Raw genomic sequence first — 23,091 nt, 5'->3', positions numbered from 1 at the left:
ACAAGGTGTCCGGAATACGGGACGCGTGTCTCATGCATCCGGGGCGCGGGGGGCGGTCGGTCGCCGGTGAGCCCGGCCGGTCGTCACGGGCGGACAGCCCCCGGTGAGCCCAGTCGTCGCGGGCCGCGGTCCCCGGTGCGCCCGGCCCACGCGGACGGACAGTCCCCGGAGCGCCCGGCCGACACCGGCAGGCAGCCCCAGCACCCCCGGCCCACGCGGACGGACAGTCCCCGGAGCGCCCGGCCGACACCGGCAGGCAGCCCCAGCACCCCCGGCCCACGCGGACGGACAGTCCCCGGAGCGCCCGGCCGACACCGGCGGGCAGCCCCAGCAACCCCCGGCCCACGCGGACGGACAGTCCCCGGAGCGCCCGGCCGACACCGGCAGGCAACCCCAGCACCCCCGGCCCACGCGGACGGACAGTCCCCGGAGCGCCCGGCCGACACCGGCAGGCAACCCCAGCACCCCCGGCCCACGCGGACGGACAGTCCCCGGAGCGCCCGGCCGACGCAAGTCGTCAGTCCCCGACGAGGTGCCCCTGCACGAACGGTGCGACCCGTCGGACGATGTCCTCGGGGTCGGCCGAGGCGAGCGGTTCCACCCGGATCACGTACCGGATCATCACGATGCCGACGAGCTGGGCGGCGGCCAGCTCGGCCCGCAGCTCCGCGTCCGGCCGGTCGAGCCGGCCGGCGATCCGGCGCAGCAGCTGGCTGGCGACGAGGCGGCGGAAGACGGCGGCCGCGGCGTCGTTGGTGACGGCGGAGCGGATGATCGCGAGCAGGGGGGCGCGCGTGACCGGGTTCTCCCACAGTCCGATGATCATGCGGGTCATCCGCTCGCCCACCTCGTCGAGCGGCCCCTCGGTCACCGTCTCCCGCTCGTCGAGCACCGGCCCGAAGGCGACCTCGACGGCGGCCTCGAAGACCCGCTCCTTGGTGCCGAAGTAGTGGTGCACGAGGGCGGAGTCCACCCCGGCGGCCTTGGCGATGCCCCGCACGGACGTCTTCTCGTAGCCCCGCGCGGAGAACTCCTCGCGGGCCGCGTCGAGAATGCGGTCGCGGGTGCCGGCCGACTCGGTGCGCGGCGGGCGGCCGCGGCGCCGGGGGGCGCCGGCGCCCCGCGCGGAGGCGGCCGGGCCGTCGCTCGCGGTCACGCCGGTCATCGCCGGGGCGCCCGGAGGGCGGACGATGCGGAGGGGGAGGAAGGGGAGGACGCGGAGGCGAGGTGGAGGCGGGTGAAGGCCAGGGCCTCCGCCAGATCGGCCTCGCGCTCGGCGCTGGACATGGCGCGCCGGGTGTTGACCTCGATCACGACGTGACCGTCGAAGCCGCTCCTCGCCAGCCCCTCCAGCACCTCGGCGCACGGCTGGTCGCCGCGTCCGGGCACCAGGTGCTCGTCCTTGGCTGAGCCCCGGCCGTCGGCCATGTGCACGTGCCCCAGCCGGTCGCCCATGCGCTCGACCATCCGCAGGGTGTCGGTGCGGGAGGTGGAGGCGTGGCTGAGGTCGATCGTGAAGTGGCGGTAGTCCTCCTTGGTCACGTCCCAGTCGGGGGCGTAGGCCAGCATCTCGCGGTCGCGGTAGCGCCAGGGGTACATGTTCTCCACGGCGAACCGCACGTCGGTCTCGTTCGCCATCCGCCAGACGCCGTCCACGAAGTCGCGGGCGTACTGCCGCTGCCAGCGGAAGGGCGGGTGGACGACGACCGTCGACGCGCCGAGCTTCTCGGCGGCGGACCGGGCCCGCTGGAGCTTGGTCCAGGGGTCGGTGGACCACACGCGCTGCGTGATCAGCAGGCAGGGCGCGTGGACGGCGAGGACGGGGATGCGGTGGTAGTCGCTGAGCCTGCGGAGGGCCTCGATGTCCTGGCTGACCGGATCCGTCCAGACCATCACCTCGACGCCGTCGTACCCGAGGCGCGCGGCCATCTCGAAGGCCGTCGCCGTCGACTCCGGGTACACGGAGGCCGTCGACAGGGCGACCTTCGCATCCGGGATGCGGACTACGTCCCTTGCTTCTGCCACGAGCCTCAGGTTACGGGGTGAGGCGGGGGCGGTGCGGGGTGCTGCCTCGCCGTTGTGGTGTTTGCCATAGCGGGCCGCGGCGGAGGGCGGACGCCCGCGGACGGGCCGCCGGCGTCGCACTCCGAGGGCCCGGACGGCTCAGGCCGGGCCCATGTGGTCGAGGCGGCGGAGGATGACGCCCTCCCGCAGCGCCCAGGGGCAGATCTCCAGGCGCTCCACGCCGAACAGGTCCATGGCGCCCTCGGCGACCATCGCGCCGGCGAGCAGCTGGCCCGCGCGGGCCTCGGACACGCCCGGCAGCTCGGCGCGTTCGGCGGCGGTCATCCCGGCCAGCCGCGGCACCCAGGCCTCCAGCGACTCGCGCTTCAGCTCGCGCTGGACGTACAGGCCCTCGGCGGAGCCCGGGGCGCCCGCGAGCCGGGCGAGCTGCTTGAAGGTCTTCGAGGTGGCCACCACGTGGTCCGGCGCGCCGAACCGCCTGAACTCGCCGACCGTACGGGCTATCTCGGTACGGACATGGCGGCGCAGCGCGCGCACGTCCTCGGCCTCGGGCGGGTCACCGGGCAGCCGGCCGACGGTGAGGCGGCCCGCGCCGAGCGGCAGCGACACCGCCGCGTCCGGCTCCTCGTCCATGCCGTACGCGATCTCCAGCGAGCCGCCGCCGATGTCGATGACGAGCAGCTTGCCGGAGGACCAGCCGAACCAGCGGCGGGCGGCGAGGAAGGTGAGCTTCGCCTCCTCCTCGCCGCTGAGCACCCGCAGCTCGACGCCGGTCTCGTCGCGGACGCGGGCGAGGACGTCGTCGGCGTTGCTCGCGTCGCGCACCGCGGACGTCGCGAACGGCAGCAGCTCCTCCACGCCCTTGTCCTCGGCGGCCCGGAGCGCCTCGTGGACGACCGACACCAGCCGGTCGACGCCGTCGGGGCCGATCGCTCCGTCGGCCTCGAGGAGCTGGGCGAGGCGCAGTTCGGCCTTGTGCGAGTGCGCGGGCAGCGGCCGCGCGCCGGGGTGGGCGTCGACCACCAGCAGATGCACCGTGTTCGAACCCACGTCGAGGACACCGAGTCTCATGTACGGAACGCTACTGCCGGCGGCGCGCCGTGTTGCCCGGTTCCCGAGGGCCGGACCGGTGCCGGGGCCGGGCTCCGGCGACTTACCCTGGACAGGTGCCAAAGACGAAAAAGGCGAAGGACGAGAAGACGGACAAAAAGGCCAGGAAGGAAAAGCGGGCCGGACTGGCCGGCGCTCCTTCGCGGGCGCCGGCGCCGCAGGCGCCGCGGCCTGTGCCTGCGGACGACGAGCAGGGCCTCGACTTCGCCCGCGCTTGGGTGGAATTTCCTGATCCGGCGGACGACGAGCAGGTCTTCCGCTGCGATCTGACATGGCTCACCTCTCGGTGGAACTGCATCTTCGGCAGCGGCTGCCAGGGCATCCAGACGGGCCGCGCGGACGACGGGTGCTGCAGCCTGGGTGCCCACTTCTCGGACGAGGACGACGAGAAGCGCGTCGCGGAGCATGTGGCAAGGCTCACACCGGACATCTGGCAGCACCACGCGGAGGGCACCCGGGGCGGGTGGATCTCCGAGGACGAGGACGGCGAGCGGCAGACGCGCCCGTTCCAGGGCTCGTGCATCTTCCAGAACCGTCCGGGTTTCCCGGGCGGCATGGGCTGCTCGCTGCACATCCTCGCCCTCAGGGAGGGCCGCGAGCCGCTGGAGACCAAGCCGGACGTCTGCTGGCAGCTGCCGATCCGGCGCACCTACGACTGGATCGACCGGCCCGACGACACGCGGGTGCTGCAGGTGTCGATCGGTGAGTACGACCGGCGGGGCTGGGGTCCGGGCGGCCACGACCTGCACTGGTGGTGCACCTCGGCCACCTCGGCGCACGGCGCGGGCGAGCCGGTGTACGTCTCCTACCGCGCGGAGCTGACCGAGCTGATGGGCAAGGCGGGGTACGACCGGCTGGTCGAGCTGTGCGAGCAGCGGCTGGCGTCGCAGCTGCCGTTGGTGGCGCCGCATCCGGCGGACCCGGCCTGACGGGCCGCACCCGGGCTTCCGGGCGCCCGTCCCCGCCGGGGGGCGGGCGCCGTTTCGCGTCTACGGCGTGCCCGGGGCCGGGTCTGGTGCGTCCGGGTCGGCGGGGGCGGAGCCGCTCGGGTCCGCGGGCCCGGGGTCGGAGGGGGACGGGTCGCTCGGGGCCGGGTCGGTCGCCGAGGGGTCCGGGTCCGGCTCCGAGGAGGACGGCGGGTCGGCCGGGGCGGGGTCCGAGGGCGTCGTGGGCGTGGGCTCCGGGTCCGAGGGCGGCGCGGGCGGGACGCCCGGGGTGCCTGGGGTGCCCGGGGCGGAGGGGGAGCCGCCGACCGGGGCGGGCCGGGCGGGTCCGTACCCCTCGACGGACACCAGCGAGCCCGCCGGGGAGACCGCCACCGTGGCCCGCCAGCGGCCGGACGGCTCGCGCAGCTGGTCGACGTGGACCCGGATCGTCACCGACCCGCCGGGGGCGAGCGTGCCCGACGAACGGCTCAGGTAGAGCCAGGAGGCCCCGGTGGACGCGGACCAGCGGACCGGTCCGGCGCCCCGCGCGGTCAGGGTGATCAAGGTGGTGTCGCCGCTGTGGGCGGCCGTCACACCCAGCGCGGCGGCGCCCTCGTCCCCGGCGCCCGCGACCTCGACGACCTCCACCGACACGTCCGGCGACCCGTCCGGTGATCCGTCCGCGTCGAAGCGGGCGCCGGGGCGGGGCTCGGCGTTGCCGGCGTTCTCGTAGCCCGCGCCGCCGTCGAAGCCGACGGCGCCGTCCTCGCGGGCGGCGGCCGGGCCGCCGTCCACGCCCTCGCCCACCGGGGTGCCCCGGTAGGCGGCCCACAGCGCGAGCACGGGCGCGGCGACGACCGTGGCGACCACGGTCGTGGTGACGGCACGCACGCGCAGGCGGTCCCGGCGGGCGACCCGGTCCTTGGGGTCCATCGGGAAGCCGCGCCGGTCGAAGCGGGGCGCGGCGCCACGCGCGCGTGGGTGGTGGGCGAGGGCGGTGTGCAGGGCGGCGGTGGGCGCGGGCACGAGCGGCAGGGCGTCCGGCGTGACGCTGGTGCCGGGCCACCGGCCCGGGACGGCCCGCTCGGCGGTACGGCGGCAGCGCGGGCAGTCGTCGACGTGCCGGACCAGTTCGCGGCGCAGGGCCGCGCCGAGCACCATCCCCTGGTCCCCGGTGAGGTGCGCCACGCCGGGGCAGGCGCCGGTCTCCACGACGGCGAGCGCCGCGCGGGTGCGCTCCACCTCGCAGGCCGCGGCGGCGAGCAGTTCGCGCGCCGCGGCCGGGGCCATGCCGAGGACGGCGGCGACCTCGTGGGCGGCGAGACGGTGGCGGACGGCGAGTTCGAGCACCTCGCGCTGCTCCGGACTGGTGCCGGCGGCCTCCGGCCAGGCCAGGGCGGCCAGTTCGCGGCGGCGCCGCTCCTGCTCCTCGGCGGGGGCGACCGGGGCGGGGGCGCCCCCCGCGGAGGCGCGCCGGCTGCCGGAGCGGCCGCCGACGTGGGAGGCCTGACGTTTCTGCCTGGCCTCGGCCAGCTTGCGCAGGCACGCCCAGCGGGCGAGGGCGTACAGCCACGCGCGGAGGCTGCCGAGCTCGTCCGGGGCGTGCCGGTCGCGGCGCTCCGCGAGGTGGAGCGCGTCGGCCAGGGCGGCGGTGGCCGCGTCGTGGTCGCACAGGACGGACAGGCAGTAGGTGAACAGACCGTCCAGGTGCGGCTCGTAGCGGGCGGCCGGCCGCCGGGCCAGCGTGCGCGCGGCCGCTCGGTCGCGCGCTTCCCGGTGCGTCCGGTGGGTTCCGGTCGTACGGGTGGACGTACGGGTCGAGGTGTCCGGGCCGCTGCTCGTCATTCGGCGACCGTAGGGGGCGGGGAGCGGCGCCTTCCGGCGCCGTGCGCACTTTTAATCCGTAAGGGTGAAACGATCCCTCAATCCGGCGACGGGGGCCTTTCCCGGCCTGTGAGCGGCCACGACGCCCGCGTCCCGCCGCCCCCGGGACGCGACGCCGCGGTACCGCCCGGGGCCGGGACGCCCCTTCCGCCCGCGCGGCCCGGACGGCGGGCGCCCACGTGGCGCACGGGGGCCCGGAGCCGCTGCGGGCGACCGCACCGAAGGCCCCGCCCCCGCACCGAGCCGCCCCCCGCCGCAGGCGCCCGGCGGACGCCGGGCACGGCGGGTCCCGGGCCGGGCGGCCGAGGTAACGATGCGCGGGCTCTCGGCCCGTCGGCCCGATGCCCCCGCGTCACCCCGGCGGCCGAGCCGCTGCGCGCACGGTCGGCCGCTGCGTCCGGCCGTCACCGCCCCGGGGAGGCGCGCGGCCCGGCCGCCCGGCCCGCGCGCGTGCCGTCACCGAGGCCGCCCGGCCCGAGGCGCGACGCCCGCCGCCCCCCGGCCCGGGCGCCGGTGAAGTCGTCGGGGGCGGCAAGGCAGCCGAAGCGGCGCGTGCCGTGGCCGGGTGGGCGCCGGCCCGCGTTGTCGGAGGGGGCGGTTACCTTGTGGGCATGGCTGCCCGTACCAAGACGTCCAAGGACCGTCCGTCCTACCGCTGCACCGAGTGCGGATGGCAGACGGCCAAGTGGCTCGGCCGCTGTCCCGAGTGCCAGGCCTGGGGGACGGTCGAGGAGTACGGTGCGGCGCCCGCCGTCCGGACGACCGCGCCGGGGCGGGTCACCACGTCCGCGCTGCCCATCGGCCAGGTCGACGGGCGCCAGGCCACCGCCCGCTCCACGGGTGTGCCGGAGCTGGACCGGGTGCTCGGCGGCGGTCTCGTCCCCGGCGCCGTGGTGCTGGTCGCGGGCGAGCCGGGCGTCGGCAAGTCCACGCTGCTGCTGGACGTCGCCGCCAAGTCCGCGAGCGACGAGCACCGCACGCTGTACGTCACGGGTGAGGAGTCGGCGAGCCAGGTCCGGCTGCGGGCCGACCGCATCCACGCCATCGACGACCATCTCTACCTCGCCGCCGAGACGGATCTCTCCGCCGTCCTCGGCCACTTGGACGCGGTGAAGCCGTCGCTGCTGATCCTCGACTCGGTGCAGACGGTGGCGTCCCCGGAGATCGACGGCGCCCCCGGCGGCATGGCCCAGGTCCGCGAGGTGGCCGGGGCGCTGATCCGGGCGTCCAAGGAACGCGGCATGTCCACGCTCCTGGTGGGCCACGTCACCAAGGACGGCGCCATCGCCGGCCCGCGCCTGCTGGAGCACCTGGTCGACGTCGTGCTGCACTTCGAGGGCGACCGGCACGCCCGCCTGCGCCTGGTCCGCGGCGTGAAGAACCGCTACGGCACGACGGACGAGGTCGGCTGCTTCGAACTGCACGACGAGGGCATCACGGGCCTCGCGGACCCGAGCGGACTCTTCCTGACCCGTCGTGACGAACCGGTCCCCGGCACCTGCCTGACCGTCACCCTGGAGGGCCGCCGCCCCCTGGTCGCCGAGGTGCAGGCGCTCACCGTGGACTCGCAGATCCCCTCCCCCCGCCGCACCACCTCCGGCCTGGAGACCTCCCGCGTCTCGATGATGCTGGCGGTGCTGGAACAGCGCGGCCGGATCAGCGCCTTGGGCAAAAGGGACATCTACTCCGCGACCGTCGGCGGCGTGAAGCTCTCCGAGCCGGCCGCGGACCTGGCCGTCGCGCTCGCCCTGGCGTCCGCCGCGAGCGACACCCCGCTGCCGAAGAACCTCGTGGCGATCGGCGAAGTGGGCCTCGCGGGCGAGGTGAGACGGGTCACGGGCGTGCAGCGCAGGCTCTCCGAGGCGCACCGTCTGGGCTTCACGCACGCCCTGGTGCCGGGCGATCCGGGCAAGGTCCCGGCGGGCATGAAGGTCGTGGAGGTGGCGGACATAGGGGACGCGCTGCGGGTCCTTCCCCGCTCCCGTCGCCGAGAGGCCCCACGGGAGCCGGAGGACCGCCGGTAGACTTTGCCCAGGTCTCGCCCGTCCGTACGAAGCGCGGGGGCGCCCAGAACCTGCGACCGGAGGAGTGCAGTGGCAGCCAACGACCGGGCAGCAGCTCCCGGAAAGTCCGGTGGGAGTGCCGGTTCCGATGGCCTGATGCGCGCCTCGCTGAGCGCTGTGGCGCCCGGCACCGCCCTGCGTGACGGCTTGGAGCGCGTGCTCCGCGGCAACACGGGCGGGCTCATCGTGCTCGGTTCGGACAAGACCGTCGAGGCGCTGTGCAGCGGCGGTTTCGTGCTGGACGTGGAGTTCACCGCGACCCGGCTGCGCGAGCTGTGCAAGCTGGACGGCGGCATCGTGCTCTCGTCCGACCTGTCCAAGATCCTGCGGGCCGGTGTCCAGCTGGTGCCGGACCCGACGATCCCCACCGAGGAGACCGGCACCCGGCACCGCACCGCCGACCGCGTGAGCAAGCAGGTCGGCTTCCCGGTCGTCTCCGTCTCCCAGTCGATGCGGCTGATCGCCCTCTACGTCGACGGGCAGCGCCGCGTCCTGGAGGACTCGGCGGCGATCCTGTCCCGCGCCAACCAGGCGCTCGCCACCCTGGAGCGCTACAAGCTCCGCCTCGACGAGGTCGCGGGCACGCTGTCCGCGCTGGAGATCGAGGACCTGGTGACGGTCCGGGACGTCTCGGCGGTCGCGCAGCGGCTGGAGATGGTGCGCCGCATCGCCACCGAAATCGCCGAATACGTGGTCGAACTGGGCACCGACGGCCGTCTTCTCGCCCTCCAGCTCGACGAGTTGATCGCGGGCGTGGAGCCGGAGCGCGAACTGGTCGTGCGGGACTACGTCCCCGCGCCGACCGCGAAGCGCTCCCGCACCGTCGACGAGGCGCTGCACGAGCTGGACGCGCTCACCCACGCCGAGCTGCTGGAGATGTCGACGGTGGCGCGGGCGCTCGGCTACACCGGTTCCCCGGAGACCCTGGACTCGGCGGTCTCGCCGCGCGGCTTCCGCCTGCTGGCGAAGGTGCCGCGGCTGCCCGGCGCGATCATCGACCGCCTGGTGGAGCACTTCGGCGGACTGCAGAAGCTGCTCGCCGCGAGCGTGGACGATCTCCAGACGGTGGACGGTGTGGGCGAGGCCCGCGCCCGCAGCGTCCGCGAGGGCCTGTCCCGCCTGGCGGAGAGCAGCATCCTCGAACGTTACGTCTGACCGGAGCGCCCCGCCGAAGGGGCGCGGGGAGCCGCGCGCCCGGCCCCCACCGGCCGTCAGGCCGAGGCGTCCTTCGAGAACCCCTAGTCGGCCTTCAGCACGAACGACGTCCGCACCTTCTCGAAGCCGGGCGCCTTCGCCTCGACCAGATACGTGCCCGGCTTCGCCGACCCGCCCTCCGGCGTCGCGCACCGCGCCGCACTCGGCTTGCGGTCCCACTTCACGGTGTACGTGATGCCGTCCCCGGCCGGCACCCGGAACGCCAGGCTGCGCGGGCCCCTCGGGCAGTGGTCCGACGCCCAGAACGTGTCGTCGTCCGTGGCCTGGGAGACGGTCAACACCGTCCGCTCCGGACCGAGATCGATCCTGCAGTCGGCGCCCGACGTGTTCCGCGCGGTGAGCAGGAAGGTGGGCGTGTCCGCCGGCCCGTACGTGTTGCGTTCGCTGCGCAGGCTGAACCGGACCGCGTTCGCGGTGCAGTTGGGCAGCCCGGACCCGGATCCGGCCGGCAGCGCGTCACCCGCGCCGACCCCCGCGGACGTACCGCCCTCGGAGCCGCCGCCGGCGCTGCCGCCCGCGCCGCTGCCCGATCCGCCTGATCCGCCCGCGCCGCCGGCGCCCGCGGAGTCCGCGGGGTCGCCGCCCTCGCCGTCGGAACCGGAGGACGAACCGCCGGAGTCGCCGGAACCGCCGCCGGCCCCCTCCGACCCGCCGTCACCCGTCTCGTCCCGTCCGCCCGGCGCCTGGCTGATCGCGGGGCCCGAACCGGACGGTCCCGGAGTGATGGAGGGCACGGGATCCTTGCCGTTGGCACCGTTGTCGGAGCCGTCGCCGCTCCCGCCGGCGGAGACCACGACCCAGGTGATCAACAACGCCAACAGGGCGAGTACGGACAGCAGTACGGCCCTCCGTCGCCAGTAGATGGAGGAGGGAAGCGGCCCGACCGGATTGCGCAGAGATCCCACGGCGCAAACTGTACGAGAGATACGAGCGTTCGCTTGTCCCACCCGCCGTTCAGCACGCAACTTTTCCGGATCATCATCCCGGTAACCGGCCGCACACCCCTGTCTTTCGTCAGGCGGGGCACCCGACGATCGCTGGGTGTGACCGTTCCGCCCGTTCGCCTACGGTCGGTGACCATGGACCCTGTGGACAGCGGGTTGTACCGCGACATCACCGACCACGCGCACGACGCCCCGGCGTGGCTGCGGCACACGGCCGAGATCGGGACGGAGGCCGGACTCCTCCTGTTCGTCGCGCTGTTCGCCGTCGGCTGGTGGAAGGCACGGCGCTCCGACACCCGCGCGTTCGCGATCGCGGCCCTCGCACCCCTGGCCACGGCTGTGGCGTACGTCTGCAGCGAGGTGCTCAAGTCCGTGGTGACGGAGGAGCGTCCGTGCCGCGCGGTGACCGGAGCCGCCCCCTCCCTGGCTCAGTGCCCGCCGTACGGCGACTGGTCGTTCCCGAGCAACCACGCCACCATCGCCGGCGCCTCGGCCGCCGCGCTGGTCCTGGTGCGCCGCACCCTGGTGTGGCTGACGGCTCCGCTGGCCCTTCTCGCCGCGTTCTCACGGGTGTTCGTGGGCGTGCACTACCCGCACGACGTGGCCGCCGGTCTGCTGCTGGGCGCCGCCGTCGCTCCGGCCGTCGTCGCCCTGGCCACACGGCCCGCCGTCCGGCTCGCGGGGGCGGTGCGCGGTTCGGCGTCGCCGGTCGCGCGGTGGATCGCCGGCCCCGGTCCGCGGTCCGACGCCCCCTCGTACGCGACGCACCGACGCCGCTGACCACGCGTCAGGCCGCTGGAGGACCTACGCGTCCACCAGCCCCGCCTCGTACGCGACGATCGCCGCCTGTACGCGGTTGCGCACGCCGAGCCGGTCCAGGACCGCGCTCACGTAGGCCTTCACCGTCCCCTCGACGAGATGCAGCCGGGCGGCGATCTCCGGGTTGGACAGCCCGGCGCCGACCAGGCCGAGCACCTCCCGTTCGCGCGGACTGAGCCGTTCCACCCGGACCCGCGCCTCCGCCTCACGGGCGAGCCGTCCACCACCGCCGGACCCGCCGAGCCCTTCGATCACGTACCGGGCCACCGTGGGCGACAGGAAGGCCGCGCCGCGCGCCACCGCCCGTACGCCCGCGAGGAGTTCGTACGGGTCGCCGGACTTCAGCAGGAACCCGGTGGCGCCGTCGGCCAACGCGCGTGCCACGTAGGCGCGTTCGGAGAACGTGGTGAGCACGGCGACGGCGGTGCCGGGGACCGTGCGGACGATCTCCCCGGCCGCCGCGAGCCCGTCCAGCCGGGGCATGCGGACGTCGAGCAGGGCCACGTCCGGGCGGTGCGCGCGGGCCAGTTCGACGGCCTCGCGCCCGTCGCCCGCCTCGGCGACGACCTCCGCCCCGCCGCCGCTGTCCAGGATGGCGCGCACCCCGGCCCGCACCATCGCCTCGTCGTCGGCCAGCAGGACCCTGATCATCCGGTGAACTCCTGTCGCGTAGGTTCTTGCCGACCGCCCGCACGCGGGACGACGTCCTTGGTGACCAGGCGGCCGGCGTCGTCGAAGCAGAGCCGGTAGTGGTCGACGGAGACGAACAGCTCACCGCTCGCGCGGTAGTAGCGGCAGTCGGCGTTCTCGGGCGGGGCGGGGGCGCGGTCGGCCGGCGGGTCCTGGATCTGCCGGCCGGGCAGATCGAGGGCGGTGAGCGGTGTGCCCGGGCGGAGCGCGGCGTAGGCGGCGGGTTCCAGCACCGCGTGCGTCTCGGTGTACGCGTACCAGCCGGCCGCCGCCGCGACCAGGGCGACGCCCGCGCCCGCGGCGACGCCCAGCGCGGTGGCCACCCGGCGGCGGGCGCGGGTGAAGGGCGCGGAGGGCGCACGCGGCGGCGCGACGGTCCCGTCCGCCCGCGCCGGGACGTGGGCCCGCACCCGGTACCCGCCGCCGTGCGGGCCCGCCTCGAAGGTTCCGCCGACCGCCGTGACGGCCGCGCGCAGCCCGCGCAGTCCCGTGCCGCCGCCGGAGGATGCCGGACTCCGTCGCGTGGCGGGTCCGTTGGTGACGGTGACGGTCGCTCCGGGGCCGCCGGTCAGCTCCACGACGACGGGCGCGCCCGGTGCGTGACGTGCCGCGTTGGTCAGCGCCTCCCGCGTCACCCGGTACAGCAGCCGCTCGGCCACCCCGCCCGGCTCCACGGGCCGCCCGTCGGTCTCGCAGCGCACCGGCAGCCCCGAGTCGGCGGCGCGGGCGACGAGCTGTCCGACGGTCTCCCCGGCCGGGGCGAGCGGGAGCGGCTCGTCGTCGTCCTCCCGCAGCACGCCGATGATGCGGTGCAGCCGGTCCGTGGCGTCCGCGGCCGCCGCGCGCAGGCCGGCGGCCGCCGCCCGGTGCCGCTCCGGCAGGTCGGGCGCGACCTGGAGGACGCCCGCCCGCAGCGCGAGCAGGCTCAGCTCGTGCCCGAGGGAGTCGTGCATGTCCTGCGCGATCCTCGCCCGCTCGCGCAGCCGCGCCCGCTCCTCGGCGAGCCGCCGCTCCTCCTCCAGCCGGGCCGCCCGCAGCCAGCCCGCCGCGGTCAGCTCGCGGCTCTGCCGCCAGTAGCGCCCGCCCAGCCAGGGCAGGACGCACCCGAAGAGCAGGGTGCCGGTCATCACCAGCCACGGCGGGACCGGGTCGCCCCCGCCGAGCGCGATCCGCACGGCGCCGGCGACGCCCACGGCGGCGAAGCACAGGGCGGCGGGGGCGGTGCGCTCCGCCCGCAGCCCGAGTAGCAGCGCGAACAGGACGAGCGCGGGGCCGTAGGAGAGGCTGAACAGCGCGGGGGCGTCGGCCAGGCACAGGACGGCCGTCAGGGCGGACGCGGCAAGGGGGCGGCGGCGGGCGAGGGCGGTGGCGGCGGCGAGCACGCCCGCCCCGGCCGCCTGCTGCCAGAGGGGGCGCGGCTCGTTCAGCCCGAGCCGGTCGGCGCACAGCCCCGGCAGCACGAGCCCCGCCCAGAGCAGGCAGCGGCCGCCGATCGCGGCGGTACGGGCGCGGTCCATGCGCCCGACGCTACAAGCGGCCGCCGGGCGTCCGCCCCTGCCGGTCGTCAGGTTCCGTGTCACCCTCCGGGAGCCCCCCGACCGTGGCGCTCGGCCGCCCACGGGGCCCGGCGTGGCAGGATCGACGGGTCATGACTGCTCCCACGAAGCCCCCGTACGGCACCGCCGCCGATTCCGCGTCCGAGCGTGCTCCCGGTGAGCCGCTGCACTCCCCCGTCATCGACTGGTTCGACGAGCACGCCCGGGACCTTCCGTGGCGACGCCCGGAGGCCGGCGCGTGGGGGGTGATGGTCAGTGAGTTCATGCTGCAGCAGACCCCGGTCAACCGGGTGCTGCCCGTCTACGAGCAGTGGATGGCGCGGTGGCCGCGCCCCGCTGATCTCGCCGCCGAGGCGCCCGGCGAGGCCGTCCGCGCCTGGGGCCGGCTCGGCTACCCGCGCCGCGCCCTGCGGCTGCACGGAGCCGCCGTGGCCATAACGGAACGGCACGGCGGCGACGTCCCGTCCGACCACGCCCAGCTGCTGGCGCTGCCCGGCATCGGCGAGTACACCGCCGCCGCCGTGGCGTCGTTCGCCTACGGGCAGCGGCACGCGGTGCTGGACACCAACGTCCGCCGGGTGTTCGCCCGCGCGGTCGGCGGCACGCAGTACCCGCCGAACGCCACCACCGCCGCCGAGCGCCGGCTGGCCCGCGCGCTGCTTCCGGAGGACGCGGCCACGGCCGCCCGGTGGGCCGCCGCCTCCATGGAGCTGGGCGCGCTGGTGTGCACGGCGAAGAACGAGGCGTGCCACCGCTGCCCGATCGCCGCGCAGTGCGCCTGGCGGCTCGCCGGCAAGCCCCCGCACGAGGGCCCGCCGCGCCGCGGGCAGACGTACGCGGGCACCGACCGGCAGGTCCGCGGGCGGCTGCTGGCCGTGCTGCGGGAGGCGCACGGACCGGTGCCGCAGGCGGCGCTCGACCGGGTGTGGCACGAGCCGGTGCAGCGGGCCCGCGCGCTGGACGGGCTGGTGTCCGACGGCCTGGTGGAGCCGATGCCGGGCGGCCTGTACCGGCTGCCGCTGGCCTGAACCCGGGCCGTCTCCCGTCACACGGTTCACGCCCGTCACCCCCCGTGACGGGCGCACCGCCCCATGACCGCGTCGAACGGCCGACGGCTTCGTCCCGTCCATCCCGTTCGTCCCTCCGTTACACAACCGACGGACACCCGAGGGCTGCCCGCAGGGTGCTTCGTACAGTGCCGTGACAACGCCTCCGTACCGTCGACCACGTGCTCGACCGGAGCACGACGAGACGGATGACGAGCGGTACGGCCGGCCCTTCACGGGCGGGCCGGAACGGGGACCGGAAGGCGGTACACCATGGCGCAGGGCGAGGTGCTCGAGTTCGAGGAGTACGTCCGCACCCGGCAGGACGCGTTGCTGCGCAGCGCCCGGCGCCTGGTCCCGGACCCCGTCGAGGCGCAGGACCTGCTGCAGACCGCGCTGGTGCGCACGTACGGCCGCTGGGAGACCATCGAGGACAAGCGGCTGGCCGACGCCTACCTGCGGCGCGTCATGATCAACACGCGGACGGAGTGGTGGCGGGCGCGCAAGCTGGAGGAGGTGCCCACGGAGCAGCTCCCCGAGTCCCGCGTGGAGGACGCCACCGAGCAGTACGCGGACCGCGCCCTGCTGATGGACGTCCTGAAGGTCCTCGCCCCGAAGCAGCGCAGCGTCGTGGTGCTGCGACACTGGGAGCAGATGTCCACGGACGAGACGGCCGCCGCGCTCGGCATGTCGGCCGGAACGGTCAAGAGCACGCTGCACCGGGCGCTGGCCCGGCTCCGCGAGGAGCTGGAGTCCCGCGAGCTGGACGCACGCGCGCTGGAGCGTGAGGAGCGGGAGCGTTGCGCGGCCTGACCGGCCCGCGGCCCGGAGGGGCCCGGTCCACCGCCCGGACGGCGAGCACGGCGACGGCCGTGCTCGCCGCCGCCGTGCTGCTGGCGAGCGGATGCGGCGCGAGCGGCACCGGCGCCCGGGACGAGGGCCCGGCGCGCGTGGACGACGGGGCGAGCCCGGCCGCGCCCGCGACCGCGCCCTCGCCGACCCCCGACCGGGTCGACGCGGTACGCCTGATCAAGCGGGACCCAGCCGTCTCGGCCCAGGTGAAGCGGGAGCTGAAGCCCTGCGTCGCCGACGAGTACCCGGTGGACGTCAGCTACGGCAACCTCACCGGCGAGGCCCGCGACGACGTCGTCGTCAACGTGCTGACCTGCGGTGACGCCGTCGGCATCGGCGCGTACGTCTACCGGCACCAGGGCGGCTCCTACGTCAACGTGTTCAGCGCCGAGGAGCCGCCGGTCTACGCCGAGATCGACCGCGGGGACCTGGTGGTGACCAAGCAGGTCTACGACCGCGGCGACCCGGTGTCGAGCCCGTCCGGCGAGGACGTGATCACGTACCGCTGGGTCTCGGGCCGGTTCGGCGAGAAGTACCGCACCCGCAACGAGTACGGGCCGGTGGCCGGCGCGGTGCCGACACCGGCACCGGAAAGCTGAGACACGGCTCACCACGGGAACCGCCGGCGGGCCGCCGGGCGATGAGGGGATGAACCCGCCGCGCGGCCGGTGCGTCCCGTGGGGTGGGCCATGGACGAGGGACCGGGCGGGCACGGGGGCGCGCCCGGTCCGGGACCACACGAGAACTGAGAGCAGCGGGATGGCAGATCAGACCCACGTCCTGTTCGTCGAGGACGACGACGTCATCCGCGAGGCCACCCAGCTCACGCTGGAGCGGGACGGCTTCGCGGTCACCGCGATGCCCGACGGGCTGTCGGGTCTTGAGGCGTTCCGCGCCGACCGGCCGGACATCGCGCTCCTCGACGTCATGGTGCCCGGCCTGGACGGCGTCAGCCTGTGCCGTCGGATACGGGACGAGTCGACCGTGCCGGTGATCATGCTGTCGGCGCGGGCCGACGCCATCGACGTCGTGCTGGGCCTGGAGGCGGGCGCCGACGACTACGTGACCAAGCCGTTCGACGGCGCCGTCCTGGTCGCCCGGATCCGCGCGGTGGTGCGCCGCTTCGAGCGGGCGGGCGGCGTCGGAGCGGGGCAGGACGACGGGGGCGCCGGGCCGGTCCTGGCCTTCGGCGAGCTGGAGATCGACACCGAGGGCATGGAGGTGCGCAAGGCCGGGCAGCCGGTCGCGCTCACCCCGACCGAGATGCGGCTGCTGCTGGAGTTCTCCGCGGCGCCGGGCACCGTCCTCACCCGCGACAAGCTGCTGGAGCGGGTGTGGGAGTACGGCTGGGGCGGGGACACCCGGGTGGTCGACGTCCACGTGCAGCGGCTGCGCGGCAAGATCGGCCAGGACCGGATCGAGACGGTCCGGGGCTTCGGCTACAAGCTGAAGGCCTGAGCGGGCTGATGCGCGGGTACATCCGGCGCCTCGTGACGGCGTTCGTGCGGCGGGCCGACCTCGGGGCCGGACTGAGGTGGAAGCTCAGCGCGGCCATCGCGCTGGTCGGCGCGCTGGTGGCGGTCGCGCTCAGCCTGGTCGTGCACAACGCGGCCCGGGTGTCGATGCTGGACAACGCGCGTGACCTGGCCGACGAGCGCATCATGATCGCTCAGCGCAACTACGAGCTGTCCGGGCGGCTGAACTTCCCCAACACCAAGATCGACGACCCGCAGCTGCCCCGGGAGCTGCGCGCCAGGGTCGAGGAGGGCCGCCGCGCCACCTACGTGGCCGACCGGGACGGCGCGCCGGACATCTGGGCGGCGGTGCCGCTGAAGAACGGGCATGTGATGTCGCTGCACTCCGGCTTCACCGACCGCAGCTCGGACATCCTGGAGGACCTCGACCAGGCCCTGCTGATCGGCTCCACCGCGACCGTCCTCGGCGGCTCCGCGCTCGGCGTGCTCATCGGCGGGCACCTGTCGCGGCGGCTGCGCAAGGCGGCCGCCGCCGCCAACCGGGTCGCGGGCGGCGAGACGGACGTACGGGTGCGGGAGGCCATCGGCGGGGTGGTGCGGGACGAGACCGACGACCTCGCCAGCGCGGTGGACGCCATGGCGGACGCGCTGAAGCAGCGGCTGGAGGCGGAACGCCGGGTCACCGCCGACATCGCCCACGAGCTGCGCACCCCGGTGACCGGTCTGCTCACCGCGGCGGAACTGCTGCCGCCGGGCCGGCCCACGGAGCTGGTGCAGGACCGGGCCCGGGCGATGCGCACCCTCGTCGAGGACGTCCTGGAGGTCGCCCGGCTGGACAGCGCGTCCGAACGGGCCGAACTGCAGGACATCCTGCTCGGCCAGTTCGTCGCCCGGCGGGTCGCGGCGAAGGACCCGGACGCCGTCGTGCGGGTGGTGCACGAGTCGGAGGTCACCACCGACCCGCGACGCCTGGAGCGGGTGCTGTTCAACCTGCTCGCCAACGCCGCCCGGCACGGCGCCCCGCCCATCGAGGTCACCGTGGAGGGCCGGGTCGTCCGGGTCCGCGACCACGGGCCCGGTTTCCCCGAGGAGCTGCTCGCCGCGGGGCCGAGCCGCTTCCGCACCGGCAGCGCGGACCGGGCGGGCCGGGGTCACGGCCTGGGCCTGACCATCGCCGCCGGCCAGGCCCGGGTGCTGGGCGCCCGGCTGACCTTCCGCAACGTACGCCCGGCGGGGGCCCCGGACGACGCACCCCCCGAGGGCGCCGCCGCCGTCCTGTGGCTGCCGGAGCACGCCCCGACGAACACGGGGAGCTATCCGGTGCCGGGGCAGTGAGCGCGGTTCCGGCGCGGGCGGGCGTCCCGGAGGGGCCGGCTGCCCGCGCCGTCTCGGGCGTCGGTGCGGGGGCGTCCGCCCGGCCGTCCTCGCGCGGGCCCGCGCCCTTCAGCGGGGCCTCCTCGAGGAAGGCGGCGGGCGCCGGGGACAGCACGGCACGTTCCCGCCGACCGCGGTCGGCGGGAACGTGCCGTGCTGTCCCCGGGGAGACGGTGTGCCGGCACGCCCTCGCGGGCCGCCTCCGGGAGCTTCGCCGGGCTCCTCCGGGAAGCTCCCGGAGGCGGCCCCGTGAGGCGGCGTGAAGCCGTTCTCGGGGTCGCCGTCGATCTGATCACCCGGCCCACCGGTGCACGGACGGGCACCAGGCGGCCGCCCCTGTCCGCTCCCCGCGGGTCAGAGCGTGACGCCCTTGCTGCGCAGGAACTTCGCGGGGTCCACGGCGGAGCCGTAGTTCGGGGTGGTGCGGATCTCGAAGTGCAGGTGGGGGCCGCTGGAGTTGCCGGTGTTGCCGGACAGGGCGATCTTCTGGCCGGTCTTGACGACCTGGCCGACCTTCACGTTCACCGAGGACAGGTGGGCGTACTGGGAGTACGTCTTGTTGCCGTGCTTGATCACGACGGCGTTGCCGTACGCGGGGCCGTCGCCGGCGCCGTTGCCGCCGGCCTTCACGACCGTGCCGCCGTGGGCGGCCATCACCGGGGTGCCGGTCGGGATCGCGTAGTCCTGGCCGGAGTGCTTGGAGGCCCACATGCCGCCGTTCTGCGCGAAGCTCGCGGACAGCTTGTAGTTCTCGACCGGGTCGATCCAGGAGGCGGCCTTCTTCTTGGCCGCGGCCTGGGCGGCCTTCTTCGCCTGGGCGGCCTTGGCGGCGGCCGCCTTCTTCGCCTCGGCGGCCTTCTGGGCCTTGGCGGCCTGCGCCTGGACGGCCTCCGCCTGGGCCTTCGCGGCCTTGGCCTGGGCCGCCGCCTGCGCCTGCACGGCGCCGGCCGCGCCGGAGGCGGCCGTGGTGTCGACGGCGGCCGCGACCCCGGCTCCCAGGACGACCGAGGTGCCCAGGCCGGCGGCCAGGACGGCCGCACGGGTACGGGTGGCGGACGTACGGGGGAGACGGGACGTGACGCGCTCGAACATCGAAACCTCATGGGGGAGGGGACAGAGGAGAACCACCGGCTCGCGGGGCCCGCGGCGCGGTGGCTCCTCAGTGGTAACCCTTTCGCCCGAAAAGCCGCAAAGGTGTGACCTACGACCGGAACTCGTAGATTCCGACTGAGATGCGCGTCTCTTGACAGGGGGCTCGTGCGGGGCGAAGGCCCCATTTCAAGCCGTTCACTCTCACTTTCGGCCTGAATGTCCGATGCAGTTTCGGTCGCCCCCTACTATTCCGGGCCGTACCGGACACAACCCCTGTGCACCATGTCACCGGCGGAGTGAAAACGCGGTCGCGGAAATGTGGCGCAGGCCTCTGGCCGCCTACCGTCCGGTAACCCTACGGTTCACCTCGCGTCACCCTCGCACACGAGCATGCACACGACATGTTGGCAGCGTCACGGACGTGAGAGGACCCCCACGACATGAGAAGCCGACGCCCCTGGCTGCGCCGCGTATCGGTGACCGCCGTCTCCGCGACCGCCCTGGTGGCCCTCGCCGCACCGGCCGAGGCCGCACCCGCCGCCGTACCGCCCGCGACGGCCACCGCCGCCCTCCCGGCCACCGCCCCGGCCGCCCTCGCGGCGGCCGTCGACTACGACACCTGGCAGCGCGACTGCCAGGCGGTCATGGACCAGGCCCTGCCCTACGTGAAGCAGCGCATCGCCGACGCCCGGCCCGGCGAGAAGCAGGCGATCGTCCTCGACATCGACAACACCGCCCTGGAGACCGACTTCGGCTTCAGCTTCCCCCAGCCCGCCAACCAGCCGGTCCTGGAGGTCGCCCGCTACGCCGAGGAGCGCGGCGTCGACCTGTTCTTCGTCACCGCCCGCCCCGGCATCATCCACGCGCCCACCGAGTGGAACCTCGACCACGCCGGCTACGAGTCCTCCGGTCTGTACGTCCGCGGCTTCCTGGACCTCTTCAGGAACGTCGCCGAGTACAAGACGGCCCAGCGCGCCGACATCGAGCGCAAGGGCTACACGATCATCGCCAACATCGGCAACAACCCCACCGACCTCTCGGGCGGCCACGCCGAACGCACCTTCAAGCTCCCGGACTACGACGGCCAGTTGTCCTGACCGTCCCCGGGCACAGACGAGGGGCCGGCACCCTCGCGGGTGCCGGCCCCTCTCACTGGCCGTGCGGCAGGGCGCTTACGCGTCCTTGCTCAGGTTCGGGCCGGCGCCGCCGGCCGCCTGCTCGATCGGCGGGACGTCGGGCAGCGCCGACTTCTCCTCGCCGCGGAAGGTGAAGGTGGCGGACTCGCCCTCGCCCTCGGTGTCCACGACCACGATGTGACCGGGACGCAGCTCGCCGAAGAGGATCTTCTCCGACAGCGAGTCCTCGATCTCCCGCTGGATGGTCCGGCGCAGCGGCCGGGCGCCCAGCACGGGGTCGTAGCCCCTCTTGGACAGCAGCTCCTTGGCGGACTGGGAGAGCTCGATGCCCATGTCCCGGTCCTTCAGGCGCTCGTCCACCTTGTCGATCATCAGGTCGACGATCCGCAGGATGTCGCCCTGGGTCAGCTGCGGGAAGACCACCACGTCGTCGACGCGGTTGAGGAACTCGGGCCGGAAGTGCTGCTTGAGCTCGTCCGAGACCTTGTTCTTCATGCGCTCGTAGTTGGTCTTCGTGTCACCCGCGGCGGCGAAGCCCAGGTTGAAGCCCTTGGAGATGTCCCGGGTGCCGAGGTTGGTCGTCATGATGATGACCGTGTTCTTGAAGTCCACGACCCGGCCCTGGGAGTCGGTCAGGCGACCGTCCTCCAGGATCTGCAGCAGCGAGTTGAAGATGTCCGGGTGGGCCTTCTCGACCTCGTCGAAGAGGACGACCGAGAACGGCTTGCGGCGCACCTTCTCCGTCAGCTGGCCGCCCTCCTCGTAGCCCACGTAACCGGGGGGCGAGCCGAAGAGGCGCGAGACCGTGTGCTTCTCGCTGAACTCCGACATGTCGAGGGAGATCAGCGCGTCCTCGTCGCCGAAGAGGAACTCCGCGAGCGCCTTGGACAGCTCCGTCTTACCGACACCGGACGGACCGGCGAAGATGAACGAGCCACCCGGACGCTTCGGGTCCTTCAGACCGGCGCGGGTACGGCGGATCGCCTTGGACAGCGCCTTGACGGCGTCGTCCTGGCCGATGACCCGCTTGTGCAGTTCCTCCTCCATGCGGAGCAGGCGGCTGGACTCCTCCTCGGTCAGCTTGAAGACCGGGATGCCGGTGGCGGTCGCGAGGACCTCGGCGATCAGCTCGCCGTCGACCTCGGCGACGACGTCCATGTCGCCGGCCTTCCACTCCTTCTCCCGCTTCGCCTTGGCGGCCAGGAGCTGCTTCTCCTTGTCGCGCAGCGAGGCGGCCTTCTCGAAGTCCTGCGAGTCGATCGCGGACTCCTTGTCGCGGCGGACGCCGGCGATCTTCTCGTCGAACTCGCGCAGGTCCGGCGGCGCGGTCATCCGGCGGATGCGCATCCGGGAGCCGGCCTCGTCGATCAGGTCGATCGCCTTGTCCGGCAGGAAGCGGTCCGAGATGTACCGGTCGGCCAGGGTGGCGGCCTGGACCAGCGCCTCGTCCGTGATGGAGACGCGGTGGTGCGCCTCGTAGCGGTCGCGCAGGCCCTTGAGGATCTCGATCGTGTGCGGCAGGGACGGCTCGGCGACCTGGATGGGCTGGAAGCGGCGCTCGAGGGCCGCGTCCTTCTCCAGGTGCTTGCGGTACTCGTCCAGCGTGGTCGCACCGATGGTCTGGAGCTCGCCGCGGGCCAGCATCGGCTTGAGGATGCTCGCCGCGTCGATCGCGCCCTCGGCGGCGCCCGCACCGACCAGCGTGTGCAGCTCGTCGATGAACAGGATGATGTCGCCGCGGGTGCGGATCTCCTTGAGCACCTTCTTCAGGCGCTCCTCGAAGTCACCGCGGTAGCGGGAGCCGGCCACCAGGGCACCGAGGTCCAGGGTGTAGAGGTGCTTGTCCTTGAGGGTCTCGGGCACCTCGCCCTTGACGATGGCCTGGGCGAGGCCCTCGACGACGGCGGTCTTGCCGACGCCGGGCTCACCGATCAGCACCGGGTTGTTCTTGGTACGGCGGGACAGCACCTGCATGACCCGCTCGATCTCCTTCTCGCGCCCGATGACCGGGTCGAGCTTGGACTCGCGGGCGGCCTGGGTGAGGTTCCGGCCGAACTGGTCGAGGACCAGGGACGTGGAAGGCGTGCCCTCCGCAGGACCGCCGGCGGTGGCGGTCTCCTTGCCCTGGTAACCGGAGAGCAGCTGGATCACCTGCTGCCGCACGCGGTTCAGATCAGCGCCCAGCTTGACCAGGACCTGGGCGGCGACGCCCTCGCCCTCACGGATCAGGCCGAGCAGGATGTGCTCCGTGCCGATGTAGTTGTGGCCCAGCTGAAGGGCCTCGCGGAGCGACAGCTCCAGGACCTTCTTGGCACGGGGGGTGAAGGGGATGTGACCCGACGGGGCCTGCTGGCCCTGGCCGATGATCTCCTCCACCTGCTGGCGGACCGCCTCGAGCGAAATCCCGAGGCTCTCAAGGGCCTTGGCGGCGACACCCTCACCCTCGTGGATCAGGCCCAGGAGGATGTGCTCGGTGCCGATGTAGTTGTGGTTGAGCATCCGGGCTTCTTCCTGAGCCAGGACGACAACCCGCCGCGCGCGGTCGGTGAACCTCTCGAACATCGTTAATCGCTCCTCAGAGCGGTCAGGCAGTGGGGGGAACTTCCCCTCCCTGTCCTTCCGCAGCTTAGTCCCGCGAGCGGGGACCGCTCATTCCAACTGCCGACACCGTCGATGGCCTCCTGACCCCGCTCACGCCGACATCTGCTCCAACCCGATGGTGCGAGACGATGTTCCCGCAGGCCAGGCAGTTACCCCCTTCGCCAGTACGCCCGTGGCGAACGGAAGCCGTCCCGTCCTGCGTGTCGCCCCCTCCCACTAGGGATGTCTTACCCGCTGCTACGGACCGTCCATGCCGAGTGCACGGGTTCCCTCCGCTACGGGC

At 74.2% G+C, this 23,091-nt stretch carries 19 protein-coding genes; 10 read left to right on the top strand and 9 right to left on the bottom strand.

The genetic code is table 11. The annotated features are described in order from the left end of the window. Positions 1 to 517: 517 nt before the first annotated feature. From ACWH4W_RS07875 to ACWH4W_RS07865, 3 genes are all read right to left on the bottom strand, one after another. Positions 518 to 1,165, bottom strand: a complete 648-nt coding sequence (locus ACWH4W_RS07875; RefSeq protein ID WP_473075087.1) for a TetR/AcrR family transcriptional regulator — start codon at positions 1,163 to 1,165, stop codon at positions 518 to 520. Then, on the bottom strand, positions 1,162 to 2,025 hold the full coding sequence (locus ACWH4W_RS07870; protein ID WP_473075086.1) for a sugar phosphate isomerase/epimerase family protein: 864 nt from the start codon (positions 2,023 to 2,025) through the stop codon (positions 1,162 to 1,164). Before ACWH4W_RS07870 ends, ACWH4W_RS07875 begins: the two co-directional genes overlap by 4 nt. A 138-nt stretch (positions 2,026 to 2,163) precedes the next feature. Further along, positions 2,164 to 3,096, bottom strand: a complete 933-nt coding sequence (locus ACWH4W_RS07865; RefSeq protein WP_473075085.1) for a Ppx/GppA family phosphatase — start codon at positions 3,094 to 3,096, stop codon at positions 2,164 to 2,166. Positions 3,097 to 3,191: 95 nt separating this feature from the next. On the opposite strand from ACWH4W_RS07865, the gene ACWH4W_RS07860 reads away from it, so the two are divergent. Continuing rightward, a complete protein-coding gene (locus ACWH4W_RS07860; protein ID WP_473075084.1) occupies positions 3,192 to 4,064 on the top strand; it encodes a DUF3109 family protein in 873 nt (290 codons plus the stop codon). Positions 4,065 to 4,124: 60 nt separating this feature from the next. Here the strand turns inward: ACWH4W_RS07860 and ACWH4W_RS07855 are convergent, their stop codons facing one another. Beyond that, a complete protein-coding gene (locus ACWH4W_RS07855) occupies positions 4,125 to 5,906 on the bottom strand; it encodes a BACON domain-containing protein (RefSeq protein ID WP_473075083.1) in 1,782 nt (593 codons plus the stop codon). 650 nt (positions 5,907 to 6,556) lie between these two features. On the opposite strand from ACWH4W_RS07855, the gene radA reads away from it, so the two are divergent. Both radA and disA read left to right on the top strand, forming a co-directional pair. Next, entirely contained in the window at positions 6,557 to 7,969 is a 1,413-nt protein-coding gene (radA, locus tag ACWH4W_RS07850) for a DNA repair protein RadA (RefSeq protein WP_473075082.1), read from the top strand. Positions 7,970 to 8,038: 69 nt separating this feature from the next. Next, positions 8,039 to 9,163 carry a DNA integrity scanning diadenylate cyclase DisA gene (gene disA, locus ACWH4W_RS07845; RefSeq protein ID WP_473075081.1) on the top strand — a complete coding sequence of 375 codons (1,125 nt, stop codon included), beginning with the start codon at positions 8,039 to 8,041 and terminating at the stop codon, positions 9,161 to 9,163. Positions 9,164 to 9,246: 83 nt separating this feature from the next. Here disA and ACWH4W_RS07840 read toward each other — a convergent pair whose 3' ends face one another. Beyond that, positions 9,247 to 10,128 carry a hypothetical protein gene (locus tag ACWH4W_RS07840; protein WP_473075080.1) on the bottom strand — a complete coding sequence of 294 codons (882 nt, stop codon included), beginning with the start codon at positions 10,126 to 10,128 and terminating at the stop codon, positions 9,247 to 9,249. A gap of 174 nt (positions 10,129 to 10,302) precedes the next feature. Between ACWH4W_RS07840 and ACWH4W_RS07835 the strand changes: the two genes are divergently transcribed. Beyond that, a complete protein-coding gene (locus tag ACWH4W_RS07835; RefSeq protein WP_473075079.1) occupies positions 10,303 to 10,947 on the top strand; it encodes a phosphatase PAP2 family protein in 645 nt (214 codons plus the stop codon). A 24-nt stretch (positions 10,948 to 10,971) separates the two neighbouring features. Here the strand turns inward: ACWH4W_RS07835 and ACWH4W_RS07830 are convergent, their stop codons facing one another. Together ACWH4W_RS07830 and ACWH4W_RS07825 are read right to left on the bottom strand one after the other, a co-directional pair. Then, positions 10,972 to 11,637 carry a response regulator transcription factor gene (locus ACWH4W_RS07830; protein ID WP_473075078.1) on the bottom strand — a complete coding sequence of 222 codons (666 nt, stop codon included), beginning with the start codon at positions 11,635 to 11,637 and terminating at the stop codon, positions 10,972 to 10,974. Further along, positions 11,634 to 13,193, bottom strand: a complete 1,560-nt coding sequence (locus tag ACWH4W_RS07825; protein ID WP_473075077.1) for a sensor histidine kinase — start codon at positions 13,191 to 13,193, stop codon at positions 11,634 to 11,636. The genes ACWH4W_RS07830 and ACWH4W_RS07825 overlap by 4 nt, the downstream gene beginning before the upstream one ends. Positions 13,194 to 13,324: 131 nt before the next feature. Here ACWH4W_RS07825 and ACWH4W_RS07820 point away from each other — a divergent pair, with 131 nt between their 5' ends. The 5 genes from ACWH4W_RS07820 (at position 13,325) to cseC (ending at position 17,940) form a co-directional block, all read left to right on the top strand. Then, positions 13,325 to 14,260 (top strand): HhH-GPD family protein, encoded by a 936-nt coding sequence (locus ACWH4W_RS07820; protein ID WP_473075076.1) that lies wholly within the window; start codon positions 13,325 to 13,327, stop codon positions 14,258 to 14,260. A 291-nt stretch (positions 14,261 to 14,551) separates the two neighbouring features. Continuing rightward, positions 14,552 to 15,091, top strand: a complete 540-nt coding sequence (locus ACWH4W_RS07815; protein WP_473075075.1) for a SigE family RNA polymerase sigma factor — start codon at positions 14,552 to 14,554, stop codon at positions 15,089 to 15,091. Further along, a complete protein-coding gene (locus tag ACWH4W_RS07810; protein ID WP_473075074.1) occupies positions 15,079 to 15,729 on the top strand; it encodes a hypothetical protein in 651 nt (216 codons plus the stop codon). The genes ACWH4W_RS07815 and ACWH4W_RS07810 overlap by 13 nt, the downstream gene beginning before the upstream one ends. Positions 15,730 to 15,889: 160 nt before the next feature. After that, positions 15,890 to 16,588: a two-component system response regulator CseB gene (cseB, locus tag ACWH4W_RS07805; protein WP_473075073.1), complete on the top strand. Its 699-nt coding sequence runs from the start codon at positions 15,890 to 15,892 to the stop codon at positions 16,586 to 16,588. A gap of 8 nt (positions 16,589 to 16,596) precedes the next feature. Then, positions 16,597 to 17,940, top strand: coding sequence for a two-component system sensor histidine kinase CseC (cseC, locus tag ACWH4W_RS07800; RefSeq protein WP_473075072.1), 1,344 nt, complete (start codon positions 16,597 to 16,599; stop codon positions 17,938 to 17,940). 393 nt (positions 17,941 to 18,333) lie between these two features. On the opposite strand, the gene ACWH4W_RS07795 is transcribed toward cseC, so the two are convergent. Continuing rightward, the gene (locus tag ACWH4W_RS07795) at positions 18,334 to 19,071 is read right to left on the bottom strand and encodes a M23 family metallopeptidase (RefSeq protein WP_473075071.1); all 738 of its coding nucleotides are present in this window, start codon (positions 19,069 to 19,071) and stop codon (positions 18,334 to 18,336) included. A gap of 440 nt (positions 19,072 to 19,511) precedes the next feature. On the opposite strand from ACWH4W_RS07795, the gene ACWH4W_RS07790 reads away from it, so the two are divergent. Continuing rightward, a complete protein-coding gene (locus ACWH4W_RS07790) occupies positions 19,512 to 20,168 on the top strand; it encodes an HAD family acid phosphatase (protein WP_473075070.1) in 657 nt (218 codons plus the stop codon). 75 nt (positions 20,169 to 20,243) lie between these two features. On the opposite strand, the gene ACWH4W_RS07785 is transcribed toward ACWH4W_RS07790, so the two are convergent. Further along, positions 20,244 to 22,769 (bottom strand): ATP-dependent Clp protease ATP-binding subunit, encoded by a 2,526-nt coding sequence (locus ACWH4W_RS07785; RefSeq protein ID WP_473075069.1) that lies wholly within the window; start codon positions 22,767 to 22,769, stop codon positions 20,244 to 20,246. Positions 22,770 to 23,091: the final 322 nt, after the last annotated feature.

This window comes from Streptomyces sp. DSM 120436 (assembly GCF_055778765.1).
The sequence above is the reverse complement of the archived record's forward strand: the minus strand, read 5'-3'. Positions and strand labels throughout refer to the sequence as shown.

Coding starts and splice junctions, on each gene's coding strand:
- ACWH4W_RS07865 (WP_473075085.1), bottom strand. CDS start 3,096: ATGAGACTCGGTGTCCTCGACGTGGGTTCGAACACGGTGCATCTGCTG.
- radA (WP_473075082.1), top strand. CDS start 6,557: ATGGCTGCCCGTACCAAGACGTCCAAGGACCGTCCGTCCTACCGCTGC.
- cseB (WP_473075073.1), top strand. CDS start 15,890: ATGGCAGATCAGACCCACGTCCTGTTCGTCGAGGACGACGACGTCATC.
- ACWH4W_RS07795 (WP_473075071.1), bottom strand. CDS start 19,071: ATGTTCGAGCGCGTCACGTCCCGTCTCCCCCGTACGTCCGCCACCCGT.
- ACWH4W_RS07855 (WP_473075083.1), bottom strand. CDS start 5,906: ATGACGAGCAGCGGCCCGGACACCTCGACCCGTACGTCCACCCGTACG.
- ACWH4W_RS07830 (WP_473075078.1), bottom strand. CDS start 11,637: ATGATCAGGGTCCTGCTGGCCGACGACGAGGCGATGGTGCGGGCCGGG.
- ACWH4W_RS07815 (WP_473075075.1), top strand. CDS start 14,552: ATGGCGCAGGGCGAGGTGCTCGAGTTCGAGGAGTACGTCCGCACCCGG.
- ACWH4W_RS07820 (WP_473075076.1), top strand. CDS start 13,325: ATGACTGCTCCCACGAAGCCCCCGTACGGCACCGCCGCCGATTCCGCG.
- cseC (WP_473075072.1), top strand. CDS start 16,597: ATGCGCGGGTACATCCGGCGCCTCGTGACGGCGTTCGTGCGGCGGGCC.
- ACWH4W_RS07790 (WP_473075070.1), top strand. CDS start 19,512: ATGAGAAGCCGACGCCCCTGGCTGCGCCGCGTATCGGTGACCGCCGTC.
- ACWH4W_RS07785 (WP_473075069.1), bottom strand. CDS start 22,769: ATGTTCGAGAGGTTCACCGACCGCGCGCGGCGGGTTGTCGTCCTGGCT.
- ACWH4W_RS07835 (WP_473075079.1), top strand. CDS start 10,303: ATGGACCCTGTGGACAGCGGGTTGTACCGCGACATCACCGACCACGCG.
- ACWH4W_RS07875 (WP_473075087.1), bottom strand. CDS start 1,165: ATGACCGGCGTGACCGCGAGCGACGGCCCGGCCGCCTCCGCGCGGGGC.
- ACWH4W_RS07825 (WP_473075077.1), bottom strand. CDS start 13,193: ATGGACCGCGCCCGTACCGCCGCGATCGGCGGCCGCTGCCTGCTCTGG.